This is a genomic window from Gelidibacter sp. (assembly GCF_035577925.1).
Classification (GTDB): domain Bacteria; phylum Bacteroidota; class Bacteroidia; order Flavobacteriales; family Flavobacteriaceae; genus Gelidibacter.
On record NZ_DATJCY010000178.1, the window covers coordinates 1 to 22,889 of the forward strand.

Here is a 22,889-nt window from a genome sequence, read left to right on the forward strand (position 1 = left end):
GATAAATCGACTGCCTTTTTTATTTTTCCTTCATCTAAATTATCACCGTAAAAATGATATTCCACCGACACGGTATGATAGATTTTTGGATGTTCGTCGGTCAATTCACCATAGGTATCAATTCTGAAATCTGAAATTTGCACTTTCATCTTATCCAAAATAGAAACGACATCCAATCCTGAGCATCCTGCCAATGATGACAGCATCATTGCTTTTGGTCGCAATCCTGAATTATGGCCACCATTTTCTTCGGAGGTGTCCATAAACAATGTTTTTCCGCTTGGATTATCAGATTCAAATTGTGAATTTCCTTTCCAATGTGTAATGACTTTATCTTTCATGTTTTTATTTATTTAGTTCTTCAATGATTTTTGTTGCCGTTGCGTTAACTGAAGCCTGTGCTTTCATTATGGATTCCTTAATCATCGCTTCTTGTGGAACCATATCTACCGTTGAGGCAATAGCTTTAAGATACCAATCTTCCCAGGCTTTAATAATTTCAATTTGTTCTGATAATTTATCACCATTTTGGATGGCGATTTGACCTTGCTTCAATTCTTCATTCAACCGTGACATAGCTGCTTTTTCAATGGTTTCAATCATATCATCAGCCGTCTTTGCATCAGCATTTAATAATATATGGGCCACGTTCATGGAACCAATCCCAACGTTTTTAAGTGTTTGTTGAGACACTTTATCCAAACGATCGTTATCAGTATGATAAAACTGATCAGTAAAATGCCAAAATAAAACACTAGGAATATCATTTTGCAAAAAAGGCGCATGATCACTACCGCCTTCGTATGGATTAGTATTCACTTCCCAATTGGCACGTTTGCCCTGCGCTTCAAACTCTCGGATTACAAAATCGTTTAAATAGTGTGGTTTCATTTGTTCTAAACTCAGCACGCGACCGCCCCATTCGGAATGCTTGTCATTACCGCGGGTCCAAATCGCACTCGGATCCGGCATTTTTTCAATCAGAAAAGATCCTCCTGTAATAGCAGTATTTTCACCGACCATATCTAAACTAATTCCCCATTTAATGTCCTTGGCTCGGGTTTCATCTTCTTGAACATAACGTCTCGTCGATACAATTTCGTCACCCCAAAGAAAGGTTAAAGTACGGGTTGGATCCCATGATTTTTCATTTATTAATTTAGCAGAAAGCACGGCCATTTCCAAAGCAACACCAACCCCTGTGGCGTTATCATTTGCGCCAGGCTCTTGTACATGCGCACTAAAAACTAGACGCTCTTTGGCCAACTTACTGCCTCTAATATCGGCAACAACAGTTAAATCTTCAGATTCGTAAATTTTAGTTTCAATGTGTACATTAAGATTTAAATTTCCTTCTGAAATTTGCGTTTTAAGTCGCTCTTTAGCTTCGTAGGACAAGGCAATTGCCCAGCCTTTAGTTATTGTGTCCATAGGAATGGAACGAAATTGAATAGATGTGGTATTTTTTTCTGGTTGCAAATAAGATGGATTATCATAAGTGATGACGCCAACAGCGCCACCTTGCACGACGGCCGTATTAAAAATTCGTGAGGGACTGGTTTCGGCAAATACAATTTTACCTTTAACATCCATACTTTTTATTTGCTGAATATCTTTAATATAGATCACTTCGGCCGTAACACCATTTTTTGGTGTACTATAAGAATTTATCGCGACCATATTTCGGTTGGTTGCTTGTGTTAAAAGCGGTTTTTCTTGGCCACTAAAACTAACCTTGGCATCAATAATCTCCCAAGTCGGGTGTTTTAGCGCACGTTTTTCAATGCGATAGGTCAATCGGTTGCTTGCCGACGCTTTTTCTTCCAAAACAAAACCCGCAGCCTCCAAGTGCTTAGCAATAAAGTTAATACTCTTGTTAAAACCAGTGTTTCCTACAACCCGCCAATATTGCTCAACAAATGCCGTCGTTTCATAAGCCAAATCACCAGTGAAGTTTTTTAAAACAGATGCTTCAAAAGTTTCCTGGATAACTTGTTTTTTTATTGTTTGTGCTTGAATTAGATTCGTTAAAACAAAGCTGAAAAGCAATAAAAATCGTACTTTTTTGGTCATGGCCGCGTATATTTTCAAAGGTAAATTAAATATTGATTCTTTATTTTATAAGACTTTGGATTTTGGATTTTAATATAGGCAAAATATCCTTCTCAAACCAAGGATTCCGAGTCAACCAAAAGCGATTCCTCGGACTTGGATGCGGCAAGGGGAAATACATGGGCAAATACTCTTGATAATTACCAACGGTTTCTGTCAAAGTTTTCTTTGCTTCTTTTTTCAAATAATACTTTTGGGAATATAAGCCGATCAAAAGGACCAACTCCACCTTTGGCATAAACTCCAATAATTGTTCGTGCCATTGCGGTGCACATTCCGGGCGTGGTGGTAAATCGCCGCCTTTACCTCTACCTGGATAACAAAATCCCATGGGAACAATGGCAAAATTTTTCTCGTCATAAAACTGTTCGTTGGTAACGCCAAGCCAATTCCGTAATTGTTTGCCACTGGCATCGTCCCAAGGTACTCCAGACGCGTGTACTTTTGTTCCTGGTGCTTGACCGATAATAACGATCTTTGACTCTTGATTAGCGGTCACCACAGGTCTGGGTCCAAGTGGTAAATGTGCCTTACAAAGACTACAATTTCGTATTTTGGAGAGTAAATCTTCCATAATTCATGAAACACCTTGTTTTATATCGATTAGTAACCTTTTTACCTCCTTAACATTCATATCGAAATCAATTAAACGTATTTTTTTATGACTTTAACCTATCAAAACAAAAAAACAGAAAGATTTTAGGTCAAAAAAGCGATAAAAAATGGCATCTGAACCATAGTTTAAGACTTGTGTTTACCAGCTACGACTATTACAATTTCGCCTTTGGGAGGCTTTGCAGTATAGTGTTCCAGAACTTCTTTAGCCGTTCCTCTAACGGTTTCTTCATAGAGTTTTGTCAATTCTCTTGAAACCGAAATACGCCGATCTTCTCCAAAATATTCGCAAAATTGAGCTAAGGTTTTGATGAGTTTATGAGGACTTTCATAAAAAATAATCGTTCGCGTTTCTTCGGACAAAAAGGTCAATCGGGTTTGTCGTCCTTTTTTGACGGGTAAAAAACCTTCAAATACAAATTTGTCATTAGGAAAACCGCTGTTCACCAAAGCTGGTACAAAAGCGGTTGCGCCGGGCAAACAGTCCACTTCAATATCATTTTCTATACAAGCACGCGCCAACAGAAATCCAGGATCGGAAATGGCAGGCGTTCCGGCATCACTAATTAAAGCGACTTGAGTTCCTGATTTTATCTTTTCCACCAAATGTTCGACCGTTTTATGCTCGTTGTGCATGTGATGGGATTGTGAAGGCGTTGCAATATCGTAATGCTTTAAAAGCTTTCCAGATGTACGGGTATCTTCGGCCAGAATTAAATCCACTTCCTTCAGGACTTCAACGGCCCTAAAAGTCATGTCTTTTAAATTGCCAATGGGCGTGGGTACAATAAATAATTTGCTCATTAATTAATCAAACTTTCCTTCTATGACCGACATGAAACGGGCTTCGACATCCTCTTTTCCTATCCAACCGTTATAATCTGGCTTGACGATATTCTGGATTAAATTTTTGGCTTCATCAAAAGAACTTGAGGTATTGATCTGCGAAAGCACACGTTCATAATCTTCGCGCTCGCCATCAAACAGATATTTAATAAAGGCTATTTTATCGTTAAGACCAATAGTAAGGCCATTTTTAAGCTTGTCATTTAATGATTTTTTGAGATGCTCCTGATGATTTGAACTTGGCACCGGATCAAAAACCGGCATGTTTTTGAAGCCTGCGGTCAAGGTATCAAAATCATTTTTTGCAGGGTCTATTTCTGGGAGCGGCTGGTCAAAAAAAGCATCGATTTCTTGGGTTTCATGAGGCATTTGTGCCACAATATCTTTTATTTTTTCCATTACGGGTTCAACAATATCATCGTGTTCTACCTCTTCAAGATTGACATAAATTTTATCTCCGCGTTCAATCGTATCACTCACTTCATTGTTGAAAGCAACATCCAACATTTCAAAAAAAGACGAATCGACACCAATAGTAGGTTGTGGTTCTTCTAGATTTTCATTGACAAATTTAAGTACGCTTAACTTTTCAAACAAGAGACCTGCCTCACGATGCAACTCAATTACGTTTTCTCTTCCCTTCAACTTTAGAATTCGATGGGCTATACTCATGAGCTCGGACTCCAATTTCTTCTTCATAACTTTTATCTTTAATTCGATTTAATACTTTTGATTTTAATAAATTTGCAGCACCTTTCTATAATAAGAAGAGCGGTTTTATTTTAGTGTTAAAATTACAAAATGTTTCTTGAAAATACAGTAAATCCCAAAGAACAATTTGGGTGGATTGAGGTGATATGCGGCTCTATGTTTTCGGGTAAAACAGAAGAATTGATCCGCCGTCTTAAACGTGCACAGTTTGCAAAACAGAAAGTTGAGATCTTCAAACCTGCAGTTGATGTGCGCTATGACGATAGCTTTGTAGTGTCGCATGATGCCAATGAAATTCGATCAACGCCCGTTCCTGCTGCAGCCAATATTCCTATTTTGGCCGATGGTTGTGATGTGGTTGGCATTGATGAAGCCCAGTTTTTTGATGATGAAATCGTCAGGGTTTGCAATGACTTGGCCAACAAAGGCATCAGGGTTATTGTTGCTGGACTGGACATGGATTTTAAGGGCAATCCTTTTGGTCCCATGCCCAACTTAATGGCCACTGCAGAGTATGTCACTAAAGTGCATGCCATTTGTACACGCACCGGAAATTTAGCACAATATAGCTACAGAAAAGCACACAGTGATGCCTTGGTCCTTTTGGGAGAAGTAGATGAATATGAACCCCTAAGCCGTGCTGCTTTTTACAAAGCCATGCAAAATGATAAAATCAGAAATATGAAGGTTAACGATGCCCAAGAAATTAACCAAAAACCAAACAACTCCAATGCCTAAAGCGCAAGAAACCATTCTCGAAATTGACCTTTCTGCTTTAAAACACAATTTTGACTATCTCAAATCCAAACTACAACCTAATTCTACCAAGTTTTTAGCCGTTGTAAAAGCCTTTGCGTATGGCAATGACGCCAATGAAATTGCGCTATATTTACAAAACTTGCGGGTTGATTACTTTGCCGTAGCTTATACCAATGAAGGTGTTGCCCTGAGAAAAGCAGGAATCACCAAACCTATTTTAGTATTGCATCCGTTAGAAACATGCTTAACTACGTTGATTGATTATCAATTGGAACCCAGCATTTATAGCGCAAAAATCCTTGATGAATTTTTACAAGTTGCCGCGGATAGAGATCAGAAAAACTATCCCATCCATCTTAAATTTAACACTGGATTAAACCGATTGGGTTTTGCCGAAAACGCTATTGAAAATCTGCATTCAAAATTGCATAAAATCAAAACCGTAAAAATCAAATCGTTGTTTTCGCATTTGGCTGCCAGTGAAGACCTCAACGAGAAAGTATTCACGCAACAACAGATCGCTTCTTTTAAACAAATAGCCAAGAAGTTTAATGCCACATTTGGTTTTATGCCAATGCTACATTTGTGCAATACTTCGGGCATCTTAAATTATCCCGACGCTCATTTTGATATGGTAAGAAGTGGTATTGGGCTTTATGGTTTTGGAAATTCAGAAGAAGAAAATAGAAACTTCAGACCTATTGCTTCGCTCAAATCGGTGATTTCCCAAATACACCACATTGAAGCTGGAGAGACCGTAGGCTATAATCGAGGCTATAAAAGTACGTCGGCCATTAAATCAGCTACAATTCCTATTGGTCATGCCGATGGTATCGGACGGCAATATGGCCATGGCAAAGGATGTCTAATAATCAACGGAAAAAAAGCGCCAATAATTGGCAATGTTTGCATGGATATGGTTATGGTAAATATTACCGATATTGATTGTCAAGAAGGCGATGAAGTCATTGTTTTTGACGCTTCGCATACGGCAGAAGATTTGGCCTCATCCGTTGACACTATTTCTTATGAATTGATTACCGCTATCTCACAACGGGTTAGACGTGTTGTCAAAAAATAAAACGATCATTGTATTTTAACACTTCTATATTTTTATTACTTTAGCATCTGTTAACTCGTTTAATTCAATTAATTATGTGGAAAGAATTTAAAGATTTTATCATGACCGGCAATGTTATCGATTTAGCGGTAGCCGTGCTTTTGGCTGGTGCTGTTGGCCTAGTCGTTAATGGTTTCGTAACAGACATCATGATGCCCATTGTAGGTTATTTCACCGGAGGTGTTGATTTCTCGGATATGTTTATCGCATTAGATGGAAAAACTTATGGTTCTTTAGCCGCTGCAACCGAAGCTGGAGCCGCAGTCATCGCTTATGGAAATTGGATCAACTCTATCATCAATTTATTTATTGTAGGCGGCGTGCTGTTCTTCATTGTTAAAGCTTATGGTAAAGTAAGAAAAAAAGACGAAGAAGTACCTGCCCCTCCTGCTGGTCCTTCAGAAATTGATTTATTGACAGAAATTAGAGACGCATTAAAAAAATAATTCCGCTACACCCATATTCTAACTAAAGCCCGATTGTTAAAACCAATCGGGCTATTTTTTTATAGTAATCTTCTTTAACGCCATTAAATTAATGGTTAATTTAGCGACTTAATAATCAAAAATTATGAAAGTAGCAGTTGTTGGCGCCACTGGAATGGTGGGCGAAGTGATGTTAAACATTCTTGAAGAACGCAATTTTCCTTTTTCGGAATTAATGCTTGTAGCTTCAGAACGTTCGGTAGGCAAGGAAATGACCTTTAAAAATAAGTCCTACAAAATTATTGGCTTAGCGGAAGCGGTTTCAAACAAACCGGACATCGCCTTCTTTTCAGCAGGTGGGACCACCTCTTTGGAATGGGCTCCTAAATTTGCCGAAGTTGGCACTACGGTTATTGACAATTCTTCGGCATGGCGAATGGATCCTTCAAAAAAACTGATTGTTCCAGAAATAAATTCCGATCAACTCACCAAGGACGATAAAATTATTGCCAACCCTAACTGTTCAACCACACAGATGGTCATGGTTTTGGCTCCGCTTCATAAAAAATATAAAATCAAAAGAGTTGTTGTTTCCACCTACCAATCCATTACAGGAACAGGTGTCAAAGCTGTAAAACAACTGGAAAATGAATTGGCCGGGATCAAAGGCGAAATGGCGTATCCATATCCAATTAACAAAAACGTGATTCCACATTGTGATGTTTTTGAAGAAAACGGATACACCAAAGAAGAAATGAAATTGGTTAACGAAACCCAGAAAATTCTTAAAGACGCTACTATTGCTGTAACTGCCACGGCCGTACGCGTCCCAACACAAGGTGGGCATAGTGAAGCGGTAAACATTGAGTTTGAAAATGATTTTGATGTTGCGGAAGTGCGTCAATTGCTTAGTAAAACCCCTGGCGTCGTAGTACAGGATAATACCGATGTCAACACCTACCCGATGCCACTTTATGCCAATGGAAAAGATGATGTTTTTGTTGGACGAATAAGACGTGACGAATCGCAGGAAAACACCTTAAACTTATGGATTGTGAGTGATAACCTAAGAAAAGGCGCAGCCACGAATACCATTCAAATTGCTGAGTATTTGATTGATAAAAGCTTAGTTTAATTCTTAACACTATATTAAAAAAGCTCTTACATCCTATTGTAGGAGCTTTTTTGTTTATTTTTGAACCACAACAATCAATATCATTTATTATATGAAAAATTTAATGTTTGCCGTCGTAATTCTTTCCGTAATTACATCGTGTAAAAATGAAAATGAAGCTAAAGAAGACGAAAATACAGTGGCTGTGACCTATCCTGAAACTAAAACGGTTGACACAGTCGACACCTATTTTGGTGAACAAGTAAAAGATCCGTACCGCTGGCTTGAAGATGACAGAAGTAAAGAAACAAGCGATTGGGTTATTGCTCAAAATAAAGTCACTGGTAGTTACCTAGACCAAATCCCTTACCGTCAAGAACTTAAAGACCGACTTACGGAAATTTGGAATTACGAAAAAGTAGGTGCGCCGTTTACAGAAGGTGATTATACCTATTTCTATAAAAATGACGGTCTTCAAAACCAATCGGTTATCTACCGAAATAAAAATAATGACACCAATGAAGAAGTTTTTTTAGATCCAAATACGTTTAGCCAAGATGGCACCATTTCATTGGGCGGCCTTAGTTTTTCAAAAGACGGAAAACTTGCAGCTTATGCTATTTCTGAAGGCGGAAGTGATTGGCGCAAAATCATCATCTTAAATGCTGAAACCAAAGAACAAATTGAAGACACCCTTGTTGACATTAAATTTAGCGGTATTTCATGGAAAGATAATGATGGCTTTTATTATTCAAGCTACGACAAACCTAAGGGAAGTGAACTTTCGGCCAAGACCGATCAACACAAACTTTACTACCATAAACTTGGAACTTCACAAAAACAAGACCAGTTAATCTATGGTGGAACGCCAGCAGAAAAACACCGTTATGTGAGCGGTACTGTTACTGAAGACGGCAAATACCTCTTCATCTATCCAAAGACTTCCACCTCTGGTACAAAATTGCTAATGCAAGATTTATCAAAACCAAATAGTAAAATGGTTACTATTTTGGATAATACCGACACTGATACCAGTGTCATTGAAAATGTTGGAAGCACCCTTTATTTAATTACGAATAAGAATGCCCCAAACCAAAAAATAGTGACAGTTGATGCTTCAAATCCAAGTCCTGAGAACTGGAAAGATTTGATTCCAGAAACTGAAAACGTGTTGAGCGTTTCCACAGGTGGCGGTTATATTTTTGCCAGATATATGGTCGATGCCGTTTCCAAAGTTTTGCAGTACGATTATAACGGAAAACTGGTTCGGGAAATTGAACTTCCTGGCGTTGGAAGTGCTGGTGGATTTGGCGGTAAAAAGGAAGATAAAATCCTTTATTATTCGTTTTCAAACTATACCACTCCAAGTACGATTTATACCTTCAATCCTGAAAATGGGATTTCTGAAGTTTATAAAAAACCGGCCATCGACTTTAATCCGGACAATTTTGAAAGCAAACAAGTATTTTATACTTCAAAAGATGGAACCAAAATACCTATGATCATTTCTTATAAAAAAGGATTGGAGCTTAATGGCAAAAACCCAACTATTTTATACAGTTACGGCGGATTTAATATTTCAATGACTCCTGGATTCAATATCGCCAATGCAGTTTGGATGGAACAAGGTGGTGTTTATGCCGTACCAAATATCCGTGGTGGTGGAGAATATGGAAAAAAATGGCATGATGCAGGAACCAAACTTCAAAAACAGAACGTGTTTGACGATTTTATAGCTGCTGCAGAATATTTAATCAACAACAACTATACCTCATCAGATTATCTGGCAATTAGAGGAGGATCCAACGGTGGACTTTTAGTAGGCGCTACGATGACCCAACGTCCAGATTTGATGAAAGTTGCCATTCCGGCAGTTGGTGTTTTGGATATGTTGCGTTATCATACGTTTACATCGGGTGCAGGTTGGGCCTATGACTACGGAACTTCTGAAGACAATAAAGAAATGTTTGAGTATTTAAAAGGCTATTCACCAATCCACAATGTGAAAGAAGGTGTAAAATACCCAGCAACATTGGTAACCACTGGCGATCATGACGACCGTGTAGTTCCAGCACACAGTTTTAAATTTGCGGCTGAATTACAAAGTAAACAATCTGGAGACAATCCTACACTTATTAGAATTGAAACCGATGCTGGCCACGGTGCTGGAACACCTGTAAGCAAAACTATTGAAGAGTATGCCGATATCTTTGGATTTACTCTTTACAATATGGGGTATAAAGTGCTTCCTAACAAAACTACAGGCAAAATAAAAGGATAATTGATTAAAAATTAATTTGATACCTGTCTGGCACTCAAAAACCAGGCAGGTTTTTTATACGTTATAAATGTTAAAAGTCGAAAATCTCAGCTTTACCTACAACAGTAAAAACACAGACGCCACAATTCTAAGTAACATTGATTTTACCATATCAAAAGGTGAACATGTTTCAATTATGGGCGAAAGTGGATCTGGAAAATCTACATTGTTAAAATTGATCTATGGCGAATATGATTTAACCGAAGGCCATATTTTTTGGGATGATACCGAAATTTTAGGCCCAAAATACAACCTTGTTGTAGGTTATGATTTCATGAAATATGTAGCACAAGAATTTGATTTAATGCCTTTTATAACCGTTGAAGAGAATATAGGAAAGTATCTTTCAAACTTCTTTCCAAAAGAGAAAAAAGAACGTGTGGCAGAACTTTTGGAAGTGGTAGAATTGACATCATTGGCCAAAACAAAAGTAAAAACCTTAAGCGGCGGACAAAAACAGCGTGTCGCCCTTGCAAGGGCTTTGGCAAAACAACCGGAAATTATCTTACTTGACGAACCGTTTAGCCATATTGATAATTTTCAAAAACAATCCTTACGACGAAGTGTTTTTAATTACCTGAAACAAAATAATATCTCATGTGTTGTGGCAACCCACGACAGCGAAGATGTTTTGGCTTTTGCTGATAAAATGATTGTTTTGCACGATTCAAAGATCATTGCCAATCAATCGCCTCAAGAGCTTTACAAAAACCCTAGAATACCATTGATAGCGTCGTTTTTTGGGGAGTTTAACCTCATCAATGATCAGGTAGTTTATGCGCATCAACTTCAAATGGTCGAAAAATCAGATTTAAAAGTGATAGTGAACCGCAATTATTTCTGTGGTCACTACTATCTGATTAGTGCACACACCGAATATGATATTATCTTTTTTGAGAATCGAACAGCGTTGGAAGAAAACTCAGAAGTCTTTCTTGAAGTTGTCCAGCAATAACAACTAATTTCAGATTTAACAGGTTTAGGAAACCTGCTAGGTCTTTAAAAAGCAGTTTCAATCACAAAACTTTGCTCTCTAAAGCTAATTTTATCCATTGGCTTTTTGCCCATCAACAGCAATCCTATAGGTGTATTTGGCGAAATAGCAAAAAACTTATGCGATCCAACCTCCAGTTGCCCTGCACTTATAGCTATAAAATAATTGATTTTTGAAGTATAAACAACACTTCCCAAACCAATGGTTTCAGAAGATTTTGTCACATCAATTTTAGATAAGGCTTCTTTCAGTTTTTCTACTTCTGCCAATTGCTGTCCGGCTTTTTCACGTTCCAATTGCAACATGGCGCGTCCTGTTTCATGTTTATCGCCTGCACTACTTTTAGTTTCCGAAGTTAAGGATTCCTGAATTTCATGAATTTGATTTTGAATACCTAAAAGACGTTCGTCAACAAAAACCATGCACTGATGAAAAAGTTTTTGCTTGATTTCCAATTTATTGCTCATCTTCTGAATCATATTTTAAAGGTCCAAAAAACATCATTTGCTTCATAATCCACAATTTTCTACTTGCAATATAAGCCGTTGGCGGATTGGCCTTGTATTTTAAAGGTCGCGGTAGAATGGCCGCAATGGCCGCAGCTTCACTTTTAGACAATTTGGAAGCTGGTTTTTTAAACCAATATTGGGCCGCCGCTTCTGCACCATAAACTCCATTTCCCATTTCAATACTGTTCAAATACACTTCCATAATCCGCTCTTTGGACCATATTAATTCGATCAAAATCGTCACATAAGCTTCCATTCCTTTCCTCAGCCAACTTCGCTGTGGCCATAAAAACACATTTTTAGCAGTTTGCTGACTGATTGTGCTTCCGCCTCTTATACGTTTCCCTTTTTGATTGTCGTCTATAGCTTTTTCAATAGCTTGGATATCAAAACCACGGTGTTTCAAAAAATTTTGATCTTCACTACAAATCACCGCCAATTGCAAGTTTTTGGAAATATCCTCTAATGGTACCCAATCGTGTTTCCATACCGACTTTTGATCGGTTTGCTTTTGTTCAAAATACCTTATGGCCATCAAAGGCGTTGCTGGCACAGGCACCCATTTAAAAATAACAACAATAATAATGGGAATTACCAGTGCATAAAGGAGAAGTTTTAAAAGAAACTTGAATAATTTTTTAATCATAATCAGGTAGAAGTATAGAATTTGGGAAAAGCTTTTAAAAAATGAAAATACGCTATTAATCGATCAAGTCGGCTAATTCCCTACCCACATGACTTCCTATGGCAATACCCATACCACCCAATCGTACACCACAAAAAACATTGGTGCTCAACTGTTTTATGATTGGTTTTTTACTCTCGCCAACACCCATGATACCACTCCAACGGTAATCAATTTCAAAAGGCGTATTGGGCAAAATAGTGGACTTTAAAAGCTCTTCCAGCTTATTTTGTATAAGCTCCGTTTGGTTCATTTCGATAGTTTCTTCAGTTTTAAAATCGAGATTACGTCCACCGCCGAATAAAATTCGATCATCCACATTACGGAAATAATAAAATCCTTTATCCAAATGAAAGGTCCCTTTAATAGGAAGGTTTTTAATGGGTTTAGTGACCAAAACTTGGGCTCTGGCAGGTTTAACATCGGCATTTATCAGTTTCGAAGCAAAACCATTCGCGCAAATCAAAATTCGATTCGTTTTAAAATCAAAGTTATTGGTTTTAATATGAACGTTTTGATGCAATTCTTCAAATTGTTCAACAAATGTAGAATTGAGAATCAAAATCCCCTTGCTTAACACCAAATCTGTTAACGATCGCATCATTTTTCCGGTGTCAATCTGTCCTTCAAATGACGTAAAACTGAGTTTTTCGTAAATATTTTTAAAACCAAAAGGATTATGTTTCACTTCAAAGACCGGATGGTCAAAATACGGTTTAAGCATGGAATTGACGTCTTCCATTTTTGACATACAATACGCATAGTTTTCCTGATCATTCCGATCAAATAATTCGTAACCGCCATATTGTTGGTAATCGATGGCTTTATCGGATAAGGTTTCTCGCAACAAAGTCAATCCATTTCGACGCTTTTCTATCAGTTGCACAACTTCTTCTTCAGAATGTGTTTTTAAATCGTCCAAAATCTCGCTAAGACTTCCAAAACAGGCAAAACCTGCATTTTTAGTACTTGCACCTTGTGGTAAAAACCCTCTTTCCAAAATAAGAATATGTGCTTTAGGAAAACGATCCCGCAAGCGTAAAGCACAATTGAGCCCAACAATACCACTGCCTACAATGGTATAATCGACGTTGGCAAGGTAACTTTTAATCTCCCAATACGATAAATTGATCATGAAAATTGGTTTTTTAATGAAACAGAAATTATCGGACCGAAAAATCATTCCTTGTTTCTGAGATTATAAAAATAGAAAAGTATTGTCAAGAATCCCCGAAAACTTAAAATGAAGTATTGGACCACGAGCGATAAATAGATTTTAATTTTATAAATAGATATCAATCACCGCTTTTTACAAAACAGAAGGTATCGTGCAAAAAAAACTCCGAAAGTAGTTTCGGAGCCTTTATATTAGTCTTCAATAGGTTTTTGCATTTTAAATGTTTCCATGAATTTGGTGGTATAATTACCTGCCAAATATTCTGGATCATCCATCAATTGCCTATGGAATGGAATTGTAGTTTTGATGCCTTCTATGACAAATTCATCCAAAGCACGTTTCATTTTACTAATGGCTTCTTCACGAGTTTGAGCCGTAGTAATCAACTTGGCAATCATTGAATCATAATTTGGCGGAATGGTATAGCCTGAATACACGTGCGTGTCCAAACGAACGCCATGGCCGCCTGGAGCATGAAGCGTTGTAATACGACCTGGAGACGGTCTAAAATCATTATAAGGATCTTCAGCATTGATACGACATTCAATAGAGTGTAATTTTGGCTTATAATTTCTACCTGAGATTGGTACTCCGGCAGCTACAAGAATCTGCTCTCTGATTAAATCAAAATCAATAACCTGTTCAGTAATAGGGTGTTCTACTTGAATTCGGGTATTCATCTCCATGAAATAGTAATCGCCATGCTTGTCAACTAAAAACTCAATTGTACCGGCACCTTCATACTTAATATATTCTGCGGCTCTTACTGCAGATGCGCCCATTTTGTCACGAAGTTCCTCGGTCATAAATGGTGACGGAGTTTCTTCGGTCAATTTTTGATGACGACGTTGGATTGAACAATCACGTTCTGATAAATGACAAGCTCTTCCGGTAGAATCACCAACAATTTGTATTTCTATATGTCTCGGTTCTTCAATAAGCTTCTCCAAATACATCCCATCGTTCCCAAAAGCTGCTTTGGCTTCCTGACGCGCAGAATCCCAAGCATCTTTAAGATCCTCTTTCTTCCAAACGTCACGCATTCCTTTGCCACCACCACCAGCCGTAGCTTTTATCATCACAGGAAAACCCATTTCTACGGCCAACTTTTCAGTTTGCTCGTAAGATTCAAGGATGCCGTCACTTCCAGGTACACAAGGTACACCAGCTTTTTTCATAGTTGCTTTGGCGGTTGCCTTGTCTCCCATCTTTTCAATCATTTCTGGAGAGGCACCAATAAACTTAATATTGTGCTCTTCACAAATTTTTGAAAATTTAGCATTTTCAGATAAAAACCCGTATCCAGGATGGATTGCATCGGCATTGGTAATTTCTGCAGCCGCAATAATATTGGACATTTTCAAATACGATTGACTGCTTGGCGGGGGTCCAATACAAACGGCTTCATCAGCAAATTTAACATGCAAACTGTCTGCGTCGGCGGTTGAATAAACAGCTACCGTTTTGATGCCCATTTCTTTACAGGTTCTTATGACACGCAGTGCTATCTCACCTCTATTGGCAATTAATATTTTTTTAAACATAGTTCTTCAAATTAAAAATCTCTCCCGATAACTATCGGGACCAAGTACCAGATTCCAATGATTGGGTTTTGAGAATTGTTTATTGCAATTTTTATTTGATTATGACGGATCAACTAAGAAAAGTGGTTGATCAAATTCAACCGGTGAAGAATCATCTACTAAAACTTTCACAATTTTTCCTGATACCTCTGATTCAATCTCGTTGAATAGTTTCATGGCTTCTATAACACATAAAACATCACCTTCTTTAATAGATTTTCCTACTTCAACAAACATTGGTTTATCTGGTGAAGGTTTACGATAGAAAGTTCCGATAATTGGTGATTTGATTGTAATATATTTAGAATTCTCGTCTGCTGCAGGTGCAGGAACTGCCGCTACAGGGGCTTGTTGCGCAACAGGAGTAGCTGCTACAGGAGCGGCACCCATAGGGATTTGCTGTACGTAGGTCGTGTTTTCTGATCTATCTTCACTACCCGTTTTGATGGTAATCTTGATATCATCCATCTCCAATTTAACTTCGCTCGCGCCAGATTTTGCGACAAACTTAATTAAGTTTTGAATTTCTTTTATATCCATAATAATTAGAATTTAAGTTAGTTAGTTTATGAATTATATGCCCATGTAAGATATATAGATCCCCAGGTAAAACCACCGCCAAAAGCTGCAAATATTAATTTGTCGCCTTTTTTAAGTTGTTTTTCATAGTCAAATAAAAGCAACGGTAATGTGGCTGAAGTGGTATTTCCATACCTTTCAATATTCATCATAACTTTGCTTTCATCCAGATCAATTCTACTTGCTGTAGCATCAATAATACGTTTATTAGCTTGATGTGGCACCAACCACGCAATATCATCGTTTGTTATATTATTTCTGACCAGTATCTTTTCTGTAATATCGGCCATATTGAAAACGGCATTTTTAAATACCATTTTTCCTTCCTGAAATATGTAGTGTTTTCCTTCGGCAATAGCTTCTGGAGTTATAGGATAGGAAGATCCACCATAAGTGGCTTGCAAAAACTCTCTTCCGTTGCCATCACTTCTCAAAAGTTCATCCTGTAGACCAAATCCTTCCAAATTAGGCTCAAATAAAGCAGCACCGGCACCATCTCCAAAAATAATACATGTGGCTCTATCTTTATAATTAATCATTGATGAGTTTTTATCGGCACCAATCAACAATACTTTTTTATATTTTCCAGATTCGATGTATCGTGCAGCTACTGACATTCCGAACAAAAAACTTGAACAGGCAGCTTCCAAATCAAACGCAAAAGCATTAATAGCTCCAATTTCGGTTGCGGTATAAGAAGCTGTTGCGGCAGCTTTCATGTCTGGAGTTGCCGTTGCAACAATAACCAGATCGATCTCTTTAGGGTCAACCCCACTTTTATTTAAAAGGTCCTTTGCCGCATTAATGGCTAAATAAGAAGTGCCTTTACCATCTTCTTTAAGAATCCTTCTTTCTTTGATACCTGTTCTTGTAGTAATCCATTCATCATTGGTCTCAACTAAAGTTTCCAAAATTTGATTGGTCAAAACATATTCAGGTACATAGCCTCCTACGGCTGTGATTGCAGCAGTGATTTTACTCATTATGTTGTATTAGATTGACCTAAAATTTGACCAAAAACAGTCAAAAAACGTAAAATACGATTGAATTTACTAAGATTTAGGTCAAATATGACGCAAATTAAGTTGTTTTTAAATTAAACACAAAAAAAACGCTCAGGAGTGAGCGCTTTCTTGTATGCATGCATAATACTTATGCTAGATTTTCCTCTTTTTCAGAATTGTCAATAAGCACTTGACCTCTGTAATAAAGTTTTCCTTCATGCCAGTGAGCTCTGTGGAATAAGTGCGCTTCTCCTGTAGTAGGACACGTTGCAATTGTAGGAACAACCGCTTTGTAATGTGTTCTTCTTTTATCTCTTCTAGTTTTAGAAATCTTTCTTTTAGGATGTGCCATTTTATCGTGTATTATTTATCCGTTAATAGTTTTTTTAATGTATTCCAGCGAGGATCGATCTCCTCGGATTTTTGTTTTTCTTTGATGTCTTTTGGGCTTAGTTCTTCTAATTTTTTAAGTATTTCCGATTGCAGTGTGCCATCGGCTATGCCTGGGTGAATCCGTTTTATGGGAATGGCCAGGATAATCATTTCATAAATATACTGCGCTACATTGAGCTCATATTCTCCATGCGGAATGATTAATATTTCTTCGTTTTCATCATTAAATGCCTCTCCAAACTTGACTACCAAATTTAGTTGGCCATCAATGGCTTGGTCATAAGGCTCATTTGTGGTGTCACAATTGAGATTGATTGTACCCGAAGCTTTAAAATGCAATTCTAAAAATGTAGTTTTCTTCTCAAAAAGCAAATCTACATTTATATTGACATCATTAAAATCATCATACTCAAAATGTTCAAAGAACTTTTTATCAATTTGATAATCAAAATGGTGCTTTCCTAACTTTAAACCTACAAATTGTATGTTGTACTCTTTTAAGGGCTTCATGCTCACATTCATTTTGAGGGCGCAAATATAGAAAATATTTTTATATTAGACAGAAGCTATTAACAAAAAATGTTTATATCTTTTTCGGCGCCTTTTTTAATGGGTTTTTGGTGAGTTCTTTATATTCATTCCTATTCCTGAAAATTTGAATACCCATAAAGACTGCTGCTTTGAATGAACTTTCGTCAGCTTCGCCTTTGCCAGCAATTTCAAAAGCAGTTCCATGATCGGGGGACGTCCTTACTTTACTAAGTCCTGCGGTGTAGTTCACACCTTCACCAAAAGTGATCGTTTTAAAAGGAATAAGGCCTTGGTCGTGATATGAAGCAATAACGGCATCAAAATTTTTATAGTTTTTAGATCCAAAAAAACTATCGGCAGAGTAAGGTCCATACACCAATTTACCTTTTTCTTTTATTTTTAAAAGTGTTGGTTTTAACACTTTTTCATCTTCATCGCCAATAACACCGTTATCTCCAGCATGAGGATTAATACCCAAAACTGCAATTTTTGGCTTGCTTACCCTAAAATCTTGTACCAAAGAATCGTGAACGGTCTGTATTTTTTCGGTAATAAGTTTTGCATTAATATGTTCTGGTGCATCTTTAATTGGGACATGATCTGTTAGCAAACCTACTTTAAGATTTTCCGAAACCATGAACATCAAACTATTTCCGCCAAGTTCTTTGGCCAAATAATCGGTATGCCCAGGAAAATTAAATTTGTCGGACTGAATGGTCAATTTATTGATGGGTGCTGTTACCAAAACATCAATGTCGTCATTTTTTAAAGCTTCGGTGGCTTTTTCCAAAGACTTAAAAGCATATTCACCAGCTTTTAAATCCTCTTCACCAAAAGTAATGTCGACATTTTCTTTCCAGACGTTTAAGACATTCACTCTGTTTTCGACAACTTGATTTAAATTATTAATGCCATGAAAATTAATACCACTTTCAAAATGTTTTTTAAAGAAGGACATGGTTTTAATAGATGCAAAAATTATTGGTGTGCAAAACTCCAGCATTCTGGAATCTTCAAAAGTTTTTAGAATAATTTCAGAACCAATACCGTTTAAATCACCTATAGAAATCCCTACTCTAATGAGTCCTTCTCTTTTCATATTAAAATTTAATTATTATTGAATTGATACTTAAATAAAACCTTTTCAAAATGCAAGGCTATCGTCAGTCTTCATTAAAGTCTTATCTTTACACATCATTTCACAAATGCAAATTTAACTAATTATTCGACAATATGTTTACAGGAATCATTGAAGATTTAGGCATTATCACAAATTTAGAACAGGATCTTGAAAATCTGCATATCACCTTAAAAAGCACGATTACCAGTGAGTTAAAAATAGATCAAAGTGTATCCCACAACGGTGTGTGCTTGACTGTAGTGTCCATAAATGATCCATTTTATACGGTTACGGCAATCAAGGAAACACTTAGCAAAAGCAATTTGGGGAATTTAAAAATAAATGACAGCGTCAATTTAGAGCGCGCCATGAAACTTGGAGAACGGCTGGATGGCCATATCGTACAAGGCCATGTGGACCAAACGGCAATTTGCAAATCAGTTGAATTTCAAGAAGGAAGCTGGCTGTTTACTTTTGAATATGATGATGCTTTAAATAACATAACTATTGAAAAAGGATCCATTACTGTTAATGGCGTAAGTTTAACGGTAATAAATAGTCAGAAAAATGAATTTAGCGTAGCCATCATCCCTTATACTTTTGAACATACCACTTTTAAAACCTTAAAAAAGAATGACACTGTAAATCTGGAATTTGACGTTTTAGGAAAATATATAAAACGGCTTTATGAATTGAAAATCTAAATTTGTTTAGTTTTTTTTGAAAGCTTTAAACTGATGTAAACGCCATAAACAATGGCGGTAACAAATAAAATTATCAAACCATCATCAATTGGAGCACCCGGTGGTAACGGCCCACCTGAAGGATTTGGCTGCGGCGGCTGCTCTTGGGCAACCATACTAACAGAGCTTATGGCAGTAAGTAAGATAGAGGCTAATATTTTCTTGTTATTTACAACCATTATAGTATCAATCTATAAAAAGTGGGTTAAAAATTAAAAATAATGTTTAAAAGACTAAGGCCAATCAACAAAATGTAGGGTTTCTAATTTTAAATTGCAATTCATTAACTCAGCCAAATATATGTGTTTTTTAAGTATCATGATTAAAAAAAACAACATTTTAGAAAGACCGCACAAAAAACCAATCCTTTGGGACGCGTTTTACGAATCCAATAATACCCATAAACCTTTGGTCATTTTTTGCCATGGTTACAAAGGATTTAAAGATTGGGGCGCTTGGGATTTGGTGGCAGAAGAATTTTTAAAAGCTGGCTTCTTTTTTGTGAAATTCAATTTTTCGCACAATGGCGGTACGATGGAACAACCTATTGATTTTCCTGATTTAGATGCTTTTGCAGAAAATAATTATTCGAAAGAATTAGAGGACTTGGACGATTTAATCAATTTTATGCTTTCAACAGAAAATCCTATTCATACTGAAATTAACCGCAACCACATCACACTTATTGGACATTCTCGCGGTGGCGGGATTGCAACACTCAAAGCATCAAAGGATAACCGAATTACTAATCTGATTTCATGGGCTGGCGTCAGTGACTTTGGAAAACGCACAGCAACTTCTGGCGAATTGGAACAATGGAAAAAAGATGGCGTAAAATATGTGCTCAACGGCAGGACCAAACAAATGATGCCACATAATTTTCAATTTTATGAGGATTTTAAAACCCATGAAAAACGGCTAAATATTGAGAGAGCAGCAAAATCCATAACCATTCCGCATCTCATTATCCACGCCACGACCGATCCGTCCGTAAAATTTAACGAAGCCGAAGATTTACACCGGTGGAATCCCAATAGCAAACTCTTCCCAATACCATCAAGTGATCATGTTTTTGGTGCATCACATCCTTGGAAAGACAAAACGCTTCCTAAACCATTGCAAAATGTTGTTGATAAAAGCATTGAATTTATTAATCACTAAGATTTCTACAAAGAAATTTCACATATCCACAAAAAAAGCAAACTTATTGTTCTAGTACTATTTTTTATAATCATGGCATTTATATGATCTCCTGATTTGTAAAAACAGTTTATCTGACATATCATTTCAATAGTTTAATTCCTTTTTATTGCGATATACAAATGTTAGACTTCAATAATTTAAATATTTCGTAAAAATGATCCTCTCGTAAATTCGTTACAATTAGCTTTAGTAATTTTAGAGGTTCAAATTCTTTTAAACCATGTCAAAACAGCCAAAATTAACACGATTTAATCAGAGTGTTTTATCAAAATATCAAATCTACAATGCTATTTTCATGACCTTGCCATTTGATGCCGTTACCAAAACTGGTGTCTTATTGCCATTATTTCATGAAACTTGCCAAAAAGGTTTTAGTAATGGCGAAGATCCGACGACTATAGTCAATACTTTTTTCGAAAAATACCAAGCCCGTCGCACGCCGGAAAGTCAGATTAATTTGCTGTTTCGTTTTATCCAATATATAGAACGTCAAGTGGTTTTGTTTGACGCCATTGAAGATGCGGCTTTTCCAATAGTAAATAATATGGAAGGCATTGGAACTTTAAGAAGTTTGAAAGAAAGTGTAACCGCAAACAATAAATTGGAACTCCTTAAAAAAGGCCTGGAGGAATTTAAGGTACGCATTGTATTAACGGCACATCCCACACAATTTTATCCTGGATCGGTTTTAGGAATTATTACCGATTTGACCGAAGCTATTAAAGAAAATGATTTACTCCGCATCAACGATTTGTTGGCGCAATTAGGAAAAACACCTTTTTTTAAACACGAAAAACCAACGCCTTATGACGAAGCCATTAGTTTGGTTTGGTATCTTGAAAACGTTTTTTACAAATCATTTGGTGAGATATTTGATTATATCCAACAAAACATTTTTGACGGAAAACAAATCGATAATCCCATCCTCAATGTAGGATTTTGGCCTGGTGGCGATCGGGATGGAAATCCGTTTGTAACACCAGAAATTACCTTGCAAGTTGCCGAACGTTTAAAAGCAACCATTATCAAAAATTATTACCGTGATATTAGACGCCTCAAACGTAAATTAACTTTTAGGGGTATTGAAGATCGCATTGCTGTATTAGAAAAAGAATTGTATGACTTGATGATTGGCAATCCATCGGAATTGACTTTAGAAGCCCTAAAAGCCGAATTGAATTCAATCAAAAATATCATCATACAGAACCATCAATCATTATATGTTTCTGAAATCGATAGTTTACTGAATAAAATCCATCTTTTTGGTTTTCATTTTTCAACCTTGGATATCCGCCAAGACAGTCGCGTGCATAATGATGTTTTCACAAATTTAGCAGAAGCTTTATTGGCAAACAATCATCCAAATTTTCCTAAAAATTATTTTGAACTTTCAGAAAAAGAACAGGTTGAAATTTTATCAAAAGTGAATGGAACCATTGATTTTTCATTGATTTCTGATGAAGAAACACTCAAAACCCTAAAAACGATTGAAGCCATAAAAACCATTCAACAAACCAATGGCGAAGCGGCTTGCAATCGTTATATCATTAGCAATAATCAATCCACGTTAAATGTTATGCAATTGTTTGCAATGCTAAAACTCGCCGCATTCCAAGATGACATGACGGTTGATATTGCACCACTTTTTGAAACCATTACCGATTTGGAAAATTCGGCTCGCGTTATGGAAGAGTTATATTCAAATCCTGTCTATCGCGCTCATTTAAAATCGAGAAAAAACAAACAAACCATTATGCTCGGATTTAGTGATGGCACTAAAGATGGCGGTTATTTAATGGCCAATTGGGCCATTTATAAAGCTAAAGAACGCCTGACCGAAATTTCACGAAAATATGATGTCATCGCTATTTTCTTTGATGGCAGAGGTGGTCCACCAGCGCGAGGCGGTGGAAAAACGCATAATTTTTATGCCTCATTGGGACCAACAATCGAAAGTAAAGAAGTGCAATTGACCATTCAAGGGCAAACCATTAGCTCCAATTTTGGGACTTTAGATTCGTCGCAATACAATTTGGAGCAATTGATAAGCTCTGGTATTCATAACATTTTGAGCGATTCTGATTTGCGCATGCTTCCAGAAAACAGAGCCGTGATGCAACATTTGGCCACTTTAAGTTATGACGCGTATTCCGAATTTAAAGCACACCCAAAATTCATTTCTTATTTAGAGAATATGAGTACGTTAAAATATTATGCCAAAACCAATATTGGAAGCCGACCAACAAAACGCGGAAAAACGGATGGCTTGGTATTTGAAGATCTGAGAGCCATTCCTTTTGTCGGATCTTGGGCACAACTTAAACAAAATGTCCCAGGTTTTTTTGG

At 36.9% G+C, this 22,889-nt stretch carries 24 protein-coding genes; 9 read left to right on the forward strand and 15 right to left on the reverse strand.

Going from position 1 to position 22,889, the window contains the following annotated elements:
* The 5 genes from VNJ50_RS06460 to VNJ50_RS06480 form a co-directional block, all read right to left on the reverse strand.
* On the reverse strand, positions 1-341 hold a 341-nt coding region (locus VNJ50_RS06460; RefSeq protein ID WP_325580156.1), incomplete at its 3' end, for an OsmC family protein.
* 4 nt (positions 342-345) lie between these two features.
* Positions 346-2,073: a M28 family peptidase gene (locus VNJ50_RS06465; protein ID WP_325580158.1), complete on the reverse strand. Its 1,728-nt coding sequence runs from the start codon at positions 2,071-2,073 to the stop codon at positions 346-348.
* A 40-nt stretch (positions 2,074-2,113) separates the two neighbouring features.
* Positions 2,114-2,686, reverse strand: a complete 573-nt coding sequence (locus VNJ50_RS06470; RefSeq protein WP_325580160.1) for a uracil-DNA glycosylase family protein — start codon at positions 2,684-2,686, stop codon at positions 2,114-2,116.
* Between the two features lie 167 nt (positions 2,687-2,853).
* Positions 2,854-3,531: a 16S rRNA (cytidine(1402)-2'-O)-methyltransferase gene (gene rsmI / locus VNJ50_RS06475; RefSeq protein ID WP_325580162.1), complete on the reverse strand. Its 678-nt coding sequence runs from the start codon at positions 3,529-3,531 to the stop codon at positions 2,854-2,856.
* Positions 3,532-3,534: 3 nt separating this feature from the next.
* Positions 3,535-4,272, reverse strand: coding sequence for a hypothetical protein (locus VNJ50_RS06480; RefSeq protein WP_325580164.1), 738 nt, complete (start codon positions 4,270-4,272; stop codon positions 3,535-3,537).
* A gap of 102 nt (positions 4,273-4,374) precedes the next feature.
* Between VNJ50_RS06480 and VNJ50_RS06485 the strand changes: the two genes are divergently transcribed.
* From VNJ50_RS06485 to VNJ50_RS06510, 6 genes are all read left to right on the forward strand, one after another.
* Positions 4,375-5,022 carry a thymidine kinase gene (locus VNJ50_RS06485; RefSeq protein ID WP_325580166.1) on the forward strand — a complete coding sequence of 216 codons (648 nt, stop codon included), beginning with the start codon at positions 4,375-4,377 and terminating at the stop codon, positions 5,020-5,022.
* Entirely contained in the window at positions 5,015-6,124 is a 1,110-nt protein-coding gene (alr, locus tag VNJ50_RS06490) for an alanine racemase (protein WP_325580195.1), read from the forward strand. The genes VNJ50_RS06485 and alr overlap by 8 nt, the downstream gene beginning before the upstream one ends.
* 74 nt (positions 6,125-6,198) lie before the next feature.
* Complete coding sequence (mscL, locus tag VNJ50_RS06495; protein ID WP_325580168.1) at positions 6,199-6,609, forward strand: large conductance mechanosensitive channel protein MscL; 411 nt, start codon at positions 6,199-6,201, stop codon at positions 6,607-6,609.
* Positions 6,610-6,733: 124 nt separating this feature from the next.
* Positions 6,734-7,723, forward strand: coding sequence for an aspartate-semialdehyde dehydrogenase (locus VNJ50_RS06500; protein WP_325580169.1), 990 nt, complete (start codon positions 6,734-6,736; stop codon positions 7,721-7,723).
* 91 nt (positions 7,724-7,814) lie between these two features.
* Complete coding sequence (locus VNJ50_RS06505) at positions 7,815-9,983, forward strand: prolyl oligopeptidase family serine peptidase (protein ID WP_325580171.1); 2,169 nt, start codon at positions 7,815-7,817, stop codon at positions 9,981-9,983.
* Positions 9,984-10,050: 67 nt separating this feature from the next.
* Positions 10,051-10,977 carry an ABC transporter ATP-binding protein gene (locus tag VNJ50_RS06510; RefSeq protein ID WP_325580173.1) on the forward strand — a complete coding sequence of 309 codons (927 nt, stop codon included), beginning with the start codon at positions 10,051-10,053 and terminating at the stop codon, positions 10,975-10,977.
* Between the two features lie 44 nt (positions 10,978-11,021).
* Here VNJ50_RS06510 and VNJ50_RS06515 read toward each other — a convergent pair whose 3' ends face one another.
* The 9 genes from VNJ50_RS06515 to pdxA all read right to left on the reverse strand — a co-directional run bounded on the left by VNJ50_RS06515 (position 11,022) and on the right by pdxA (position 18,576).
* Positions 11,022-11,483 carry a 3-oxoacyl-ACP synthase gene (locus tag VNJ50_RS06515; protein WP_325580175.1) on the reverse strand — a complete coding sequence of 154 codons (462 nt, stop codon included), beginning with the start codon at positions 11,481-11,483 and terminating at the stop codon, positions 11,022-11,024.
* Positions 11,473-12,171 carry a monofunctional biosynthetic peptidoglycan transglycosylase gene (gene mtgA, locus VNJ50_RS06520; RefSeq protein ID WP_325580177.1) on the reverse strand — a complete coding sequence of 233 codons (699 nt, stop codon included), beginning with the start codon at positions 12,169-12,171 and terminating at the stop codon, positions 11,473-11,475. Before mtgA ends, VNJ50_RS06515 begins: the two co-directional genes overlap by 11 nt.
* A 55-nt stretch (positions 12,172-12,226) precedes the next feature.
* Positions 12,227-13,342: an FAD-dependent oxidoreductase gene (locus VNJ50_RS06525; RefSeq protein ID WP_325580196.1), complete on the reverse strand. Its 1,116-nt coding sequence runs from the start codon at positions 13,340-13,342 to the stop codon at positions 12,227-12,229.
* 236 nt (positions 13,343-13,578) lie between these two features.
* The gene (gene accC / locus VNJ50_RS06530) at positions 13,579-14,931 is read right to left on the reverse strand and encodes an acetyl-CoA carboxylase biotin carboxylase subunit (protein WP_325580179.1); all 1,353 of its coding nucleotides are present in this window, start codon (positions 14,929-14,931) and stop codon (positions 13,579-13,581) included.
* A gap of 99 nt (positions 14,932-15,030) precedes the next feature.
* The gene (gene accB, locus VNJ50_RS06535; RefSeq protein ID WP_325580181.1) at positions 15,031-15,510 is read right to left on the reverse strand and encodes an acetyl-CoA carboxylase biotin carboxyl carrier protein; all 480 of its coding nucleotides are present in this window, start codon (positions 15,508-15,510) and stop codon (positions 15,031-15,033) included.
* A gap of 26 nt (positions 15,511-15,536) precedes the next feature.
* Positions 15,537-16,532 carry a beta-ketoacyl-ACP synthase III gene (locus VNJ50_RS06540; protein ID WP_325580183.1) on the reverse strand — a complete coding sequence of 332 codons (996 nt, stop codon included), beginning with the start codon at positions 16,530-16,532 and terminating at the stop codon, positions 15,537-15,539.
* A 169-nt stretch (positions 16,533-16,701) separates the two neighbouring features.
* Entirely contained in the window at positions 16,702-16,905 is a 204-nt protein-coding gene (gene rpmF / locus VNJ50_RS06545) for a 50S ribosomal protein L32 (RefSeq protein WP_066430995.1), read from the reverse strand.
* Positions 16,906-16,916: 11 nt separating this feature from the next.
* Complete coding sequence (locus tag VNJ50_RS06550; RefSeq protein WP_325580185.1) at positions 16,917-17,456, reverse strand: DUF177 domain-containing protein; 540 nt, start codon at positions 17,454-17,456, stop codon at positions 16,917-16,919.
* 73 nt (positions 17,457-17,529) lie between these two features.
* Positions 17,530-18,576: a 4-hydroxythreonine-4-phosphate dehydrogenase PdxA gene (pdxA, locus tag VNJ50_RS06555; RefSeq protein ID WP_325580187.1), complete on the reverse strand. Its 1,047-nt coding sequence runs from the start codon at positions 18,574-18,576 to the stop codon at positions 17,530-17,532.
* A 134-nt stretch (positions 18,577-18,710) separates the two neighbouring features.
* Between pdxA and VNJ50_RS06560 the strand changes: the two genes are divergently transcribed.
* Positions 18,711-19,301: a riboflavin synthase gene (locus VNJ50_RS06560; protein WP_325580189.1), complete on the forward strand. Its 591-nt coding sequence runs from the start codon at positions 18,711-18,713 to the stop codon at positions 19,299-19,301.
* On the opposite strand, the gene VNJ50_RS06565 is transcribed toward VNJ50_RS06560, so the two are convergent.
* Positions 19,298-19,519, reverse strand: a complete 222-nt coding sequence (locus VNJ50_RS06565) for a hypothetical protein (RefSeq protein WP_325580191.1) — start codon at positions 19,517-19,519, stop codon at positions 19,298-19,300. The two genes, VNJ50_RS06560 and VNJ50_RS06565, sit on opposite strands and share 4 nt — an antisense overlap.
* 139 nt (positions 19,520-19,658) lie before the next feature.
* On the opposite strand from VNJ50_RS06565, the gene VNJ50_RS06570 reads away from it, so the two are divergent.
* Together VNJ50_RS06570 and VNJ50_RS06575 are read left to right on the forward strand one after the other, a co-directional pair.
* Positions 19,659-20,501: an alpha/beta hydrolase gene (locus VNJ50_RS06570; RefSeq protein WP_325580192.1), complete on the forward strand. Its 843-nt coding sequence runs from the start codon at positions 19,659-19,661 to the stop codon at positions 20,499-20,501.
* 262 nt (positions 20,502-20,763) lie between these two features.
* A partial coding sequence (locus VNJ50_RS06575) for a phosphoenolpyruvate carboxylase (RefSeq protein WP_325580194.1) occupies positions 20,764-22,889 on the forward strand: 2,126 nt, incomplete at its 3' end.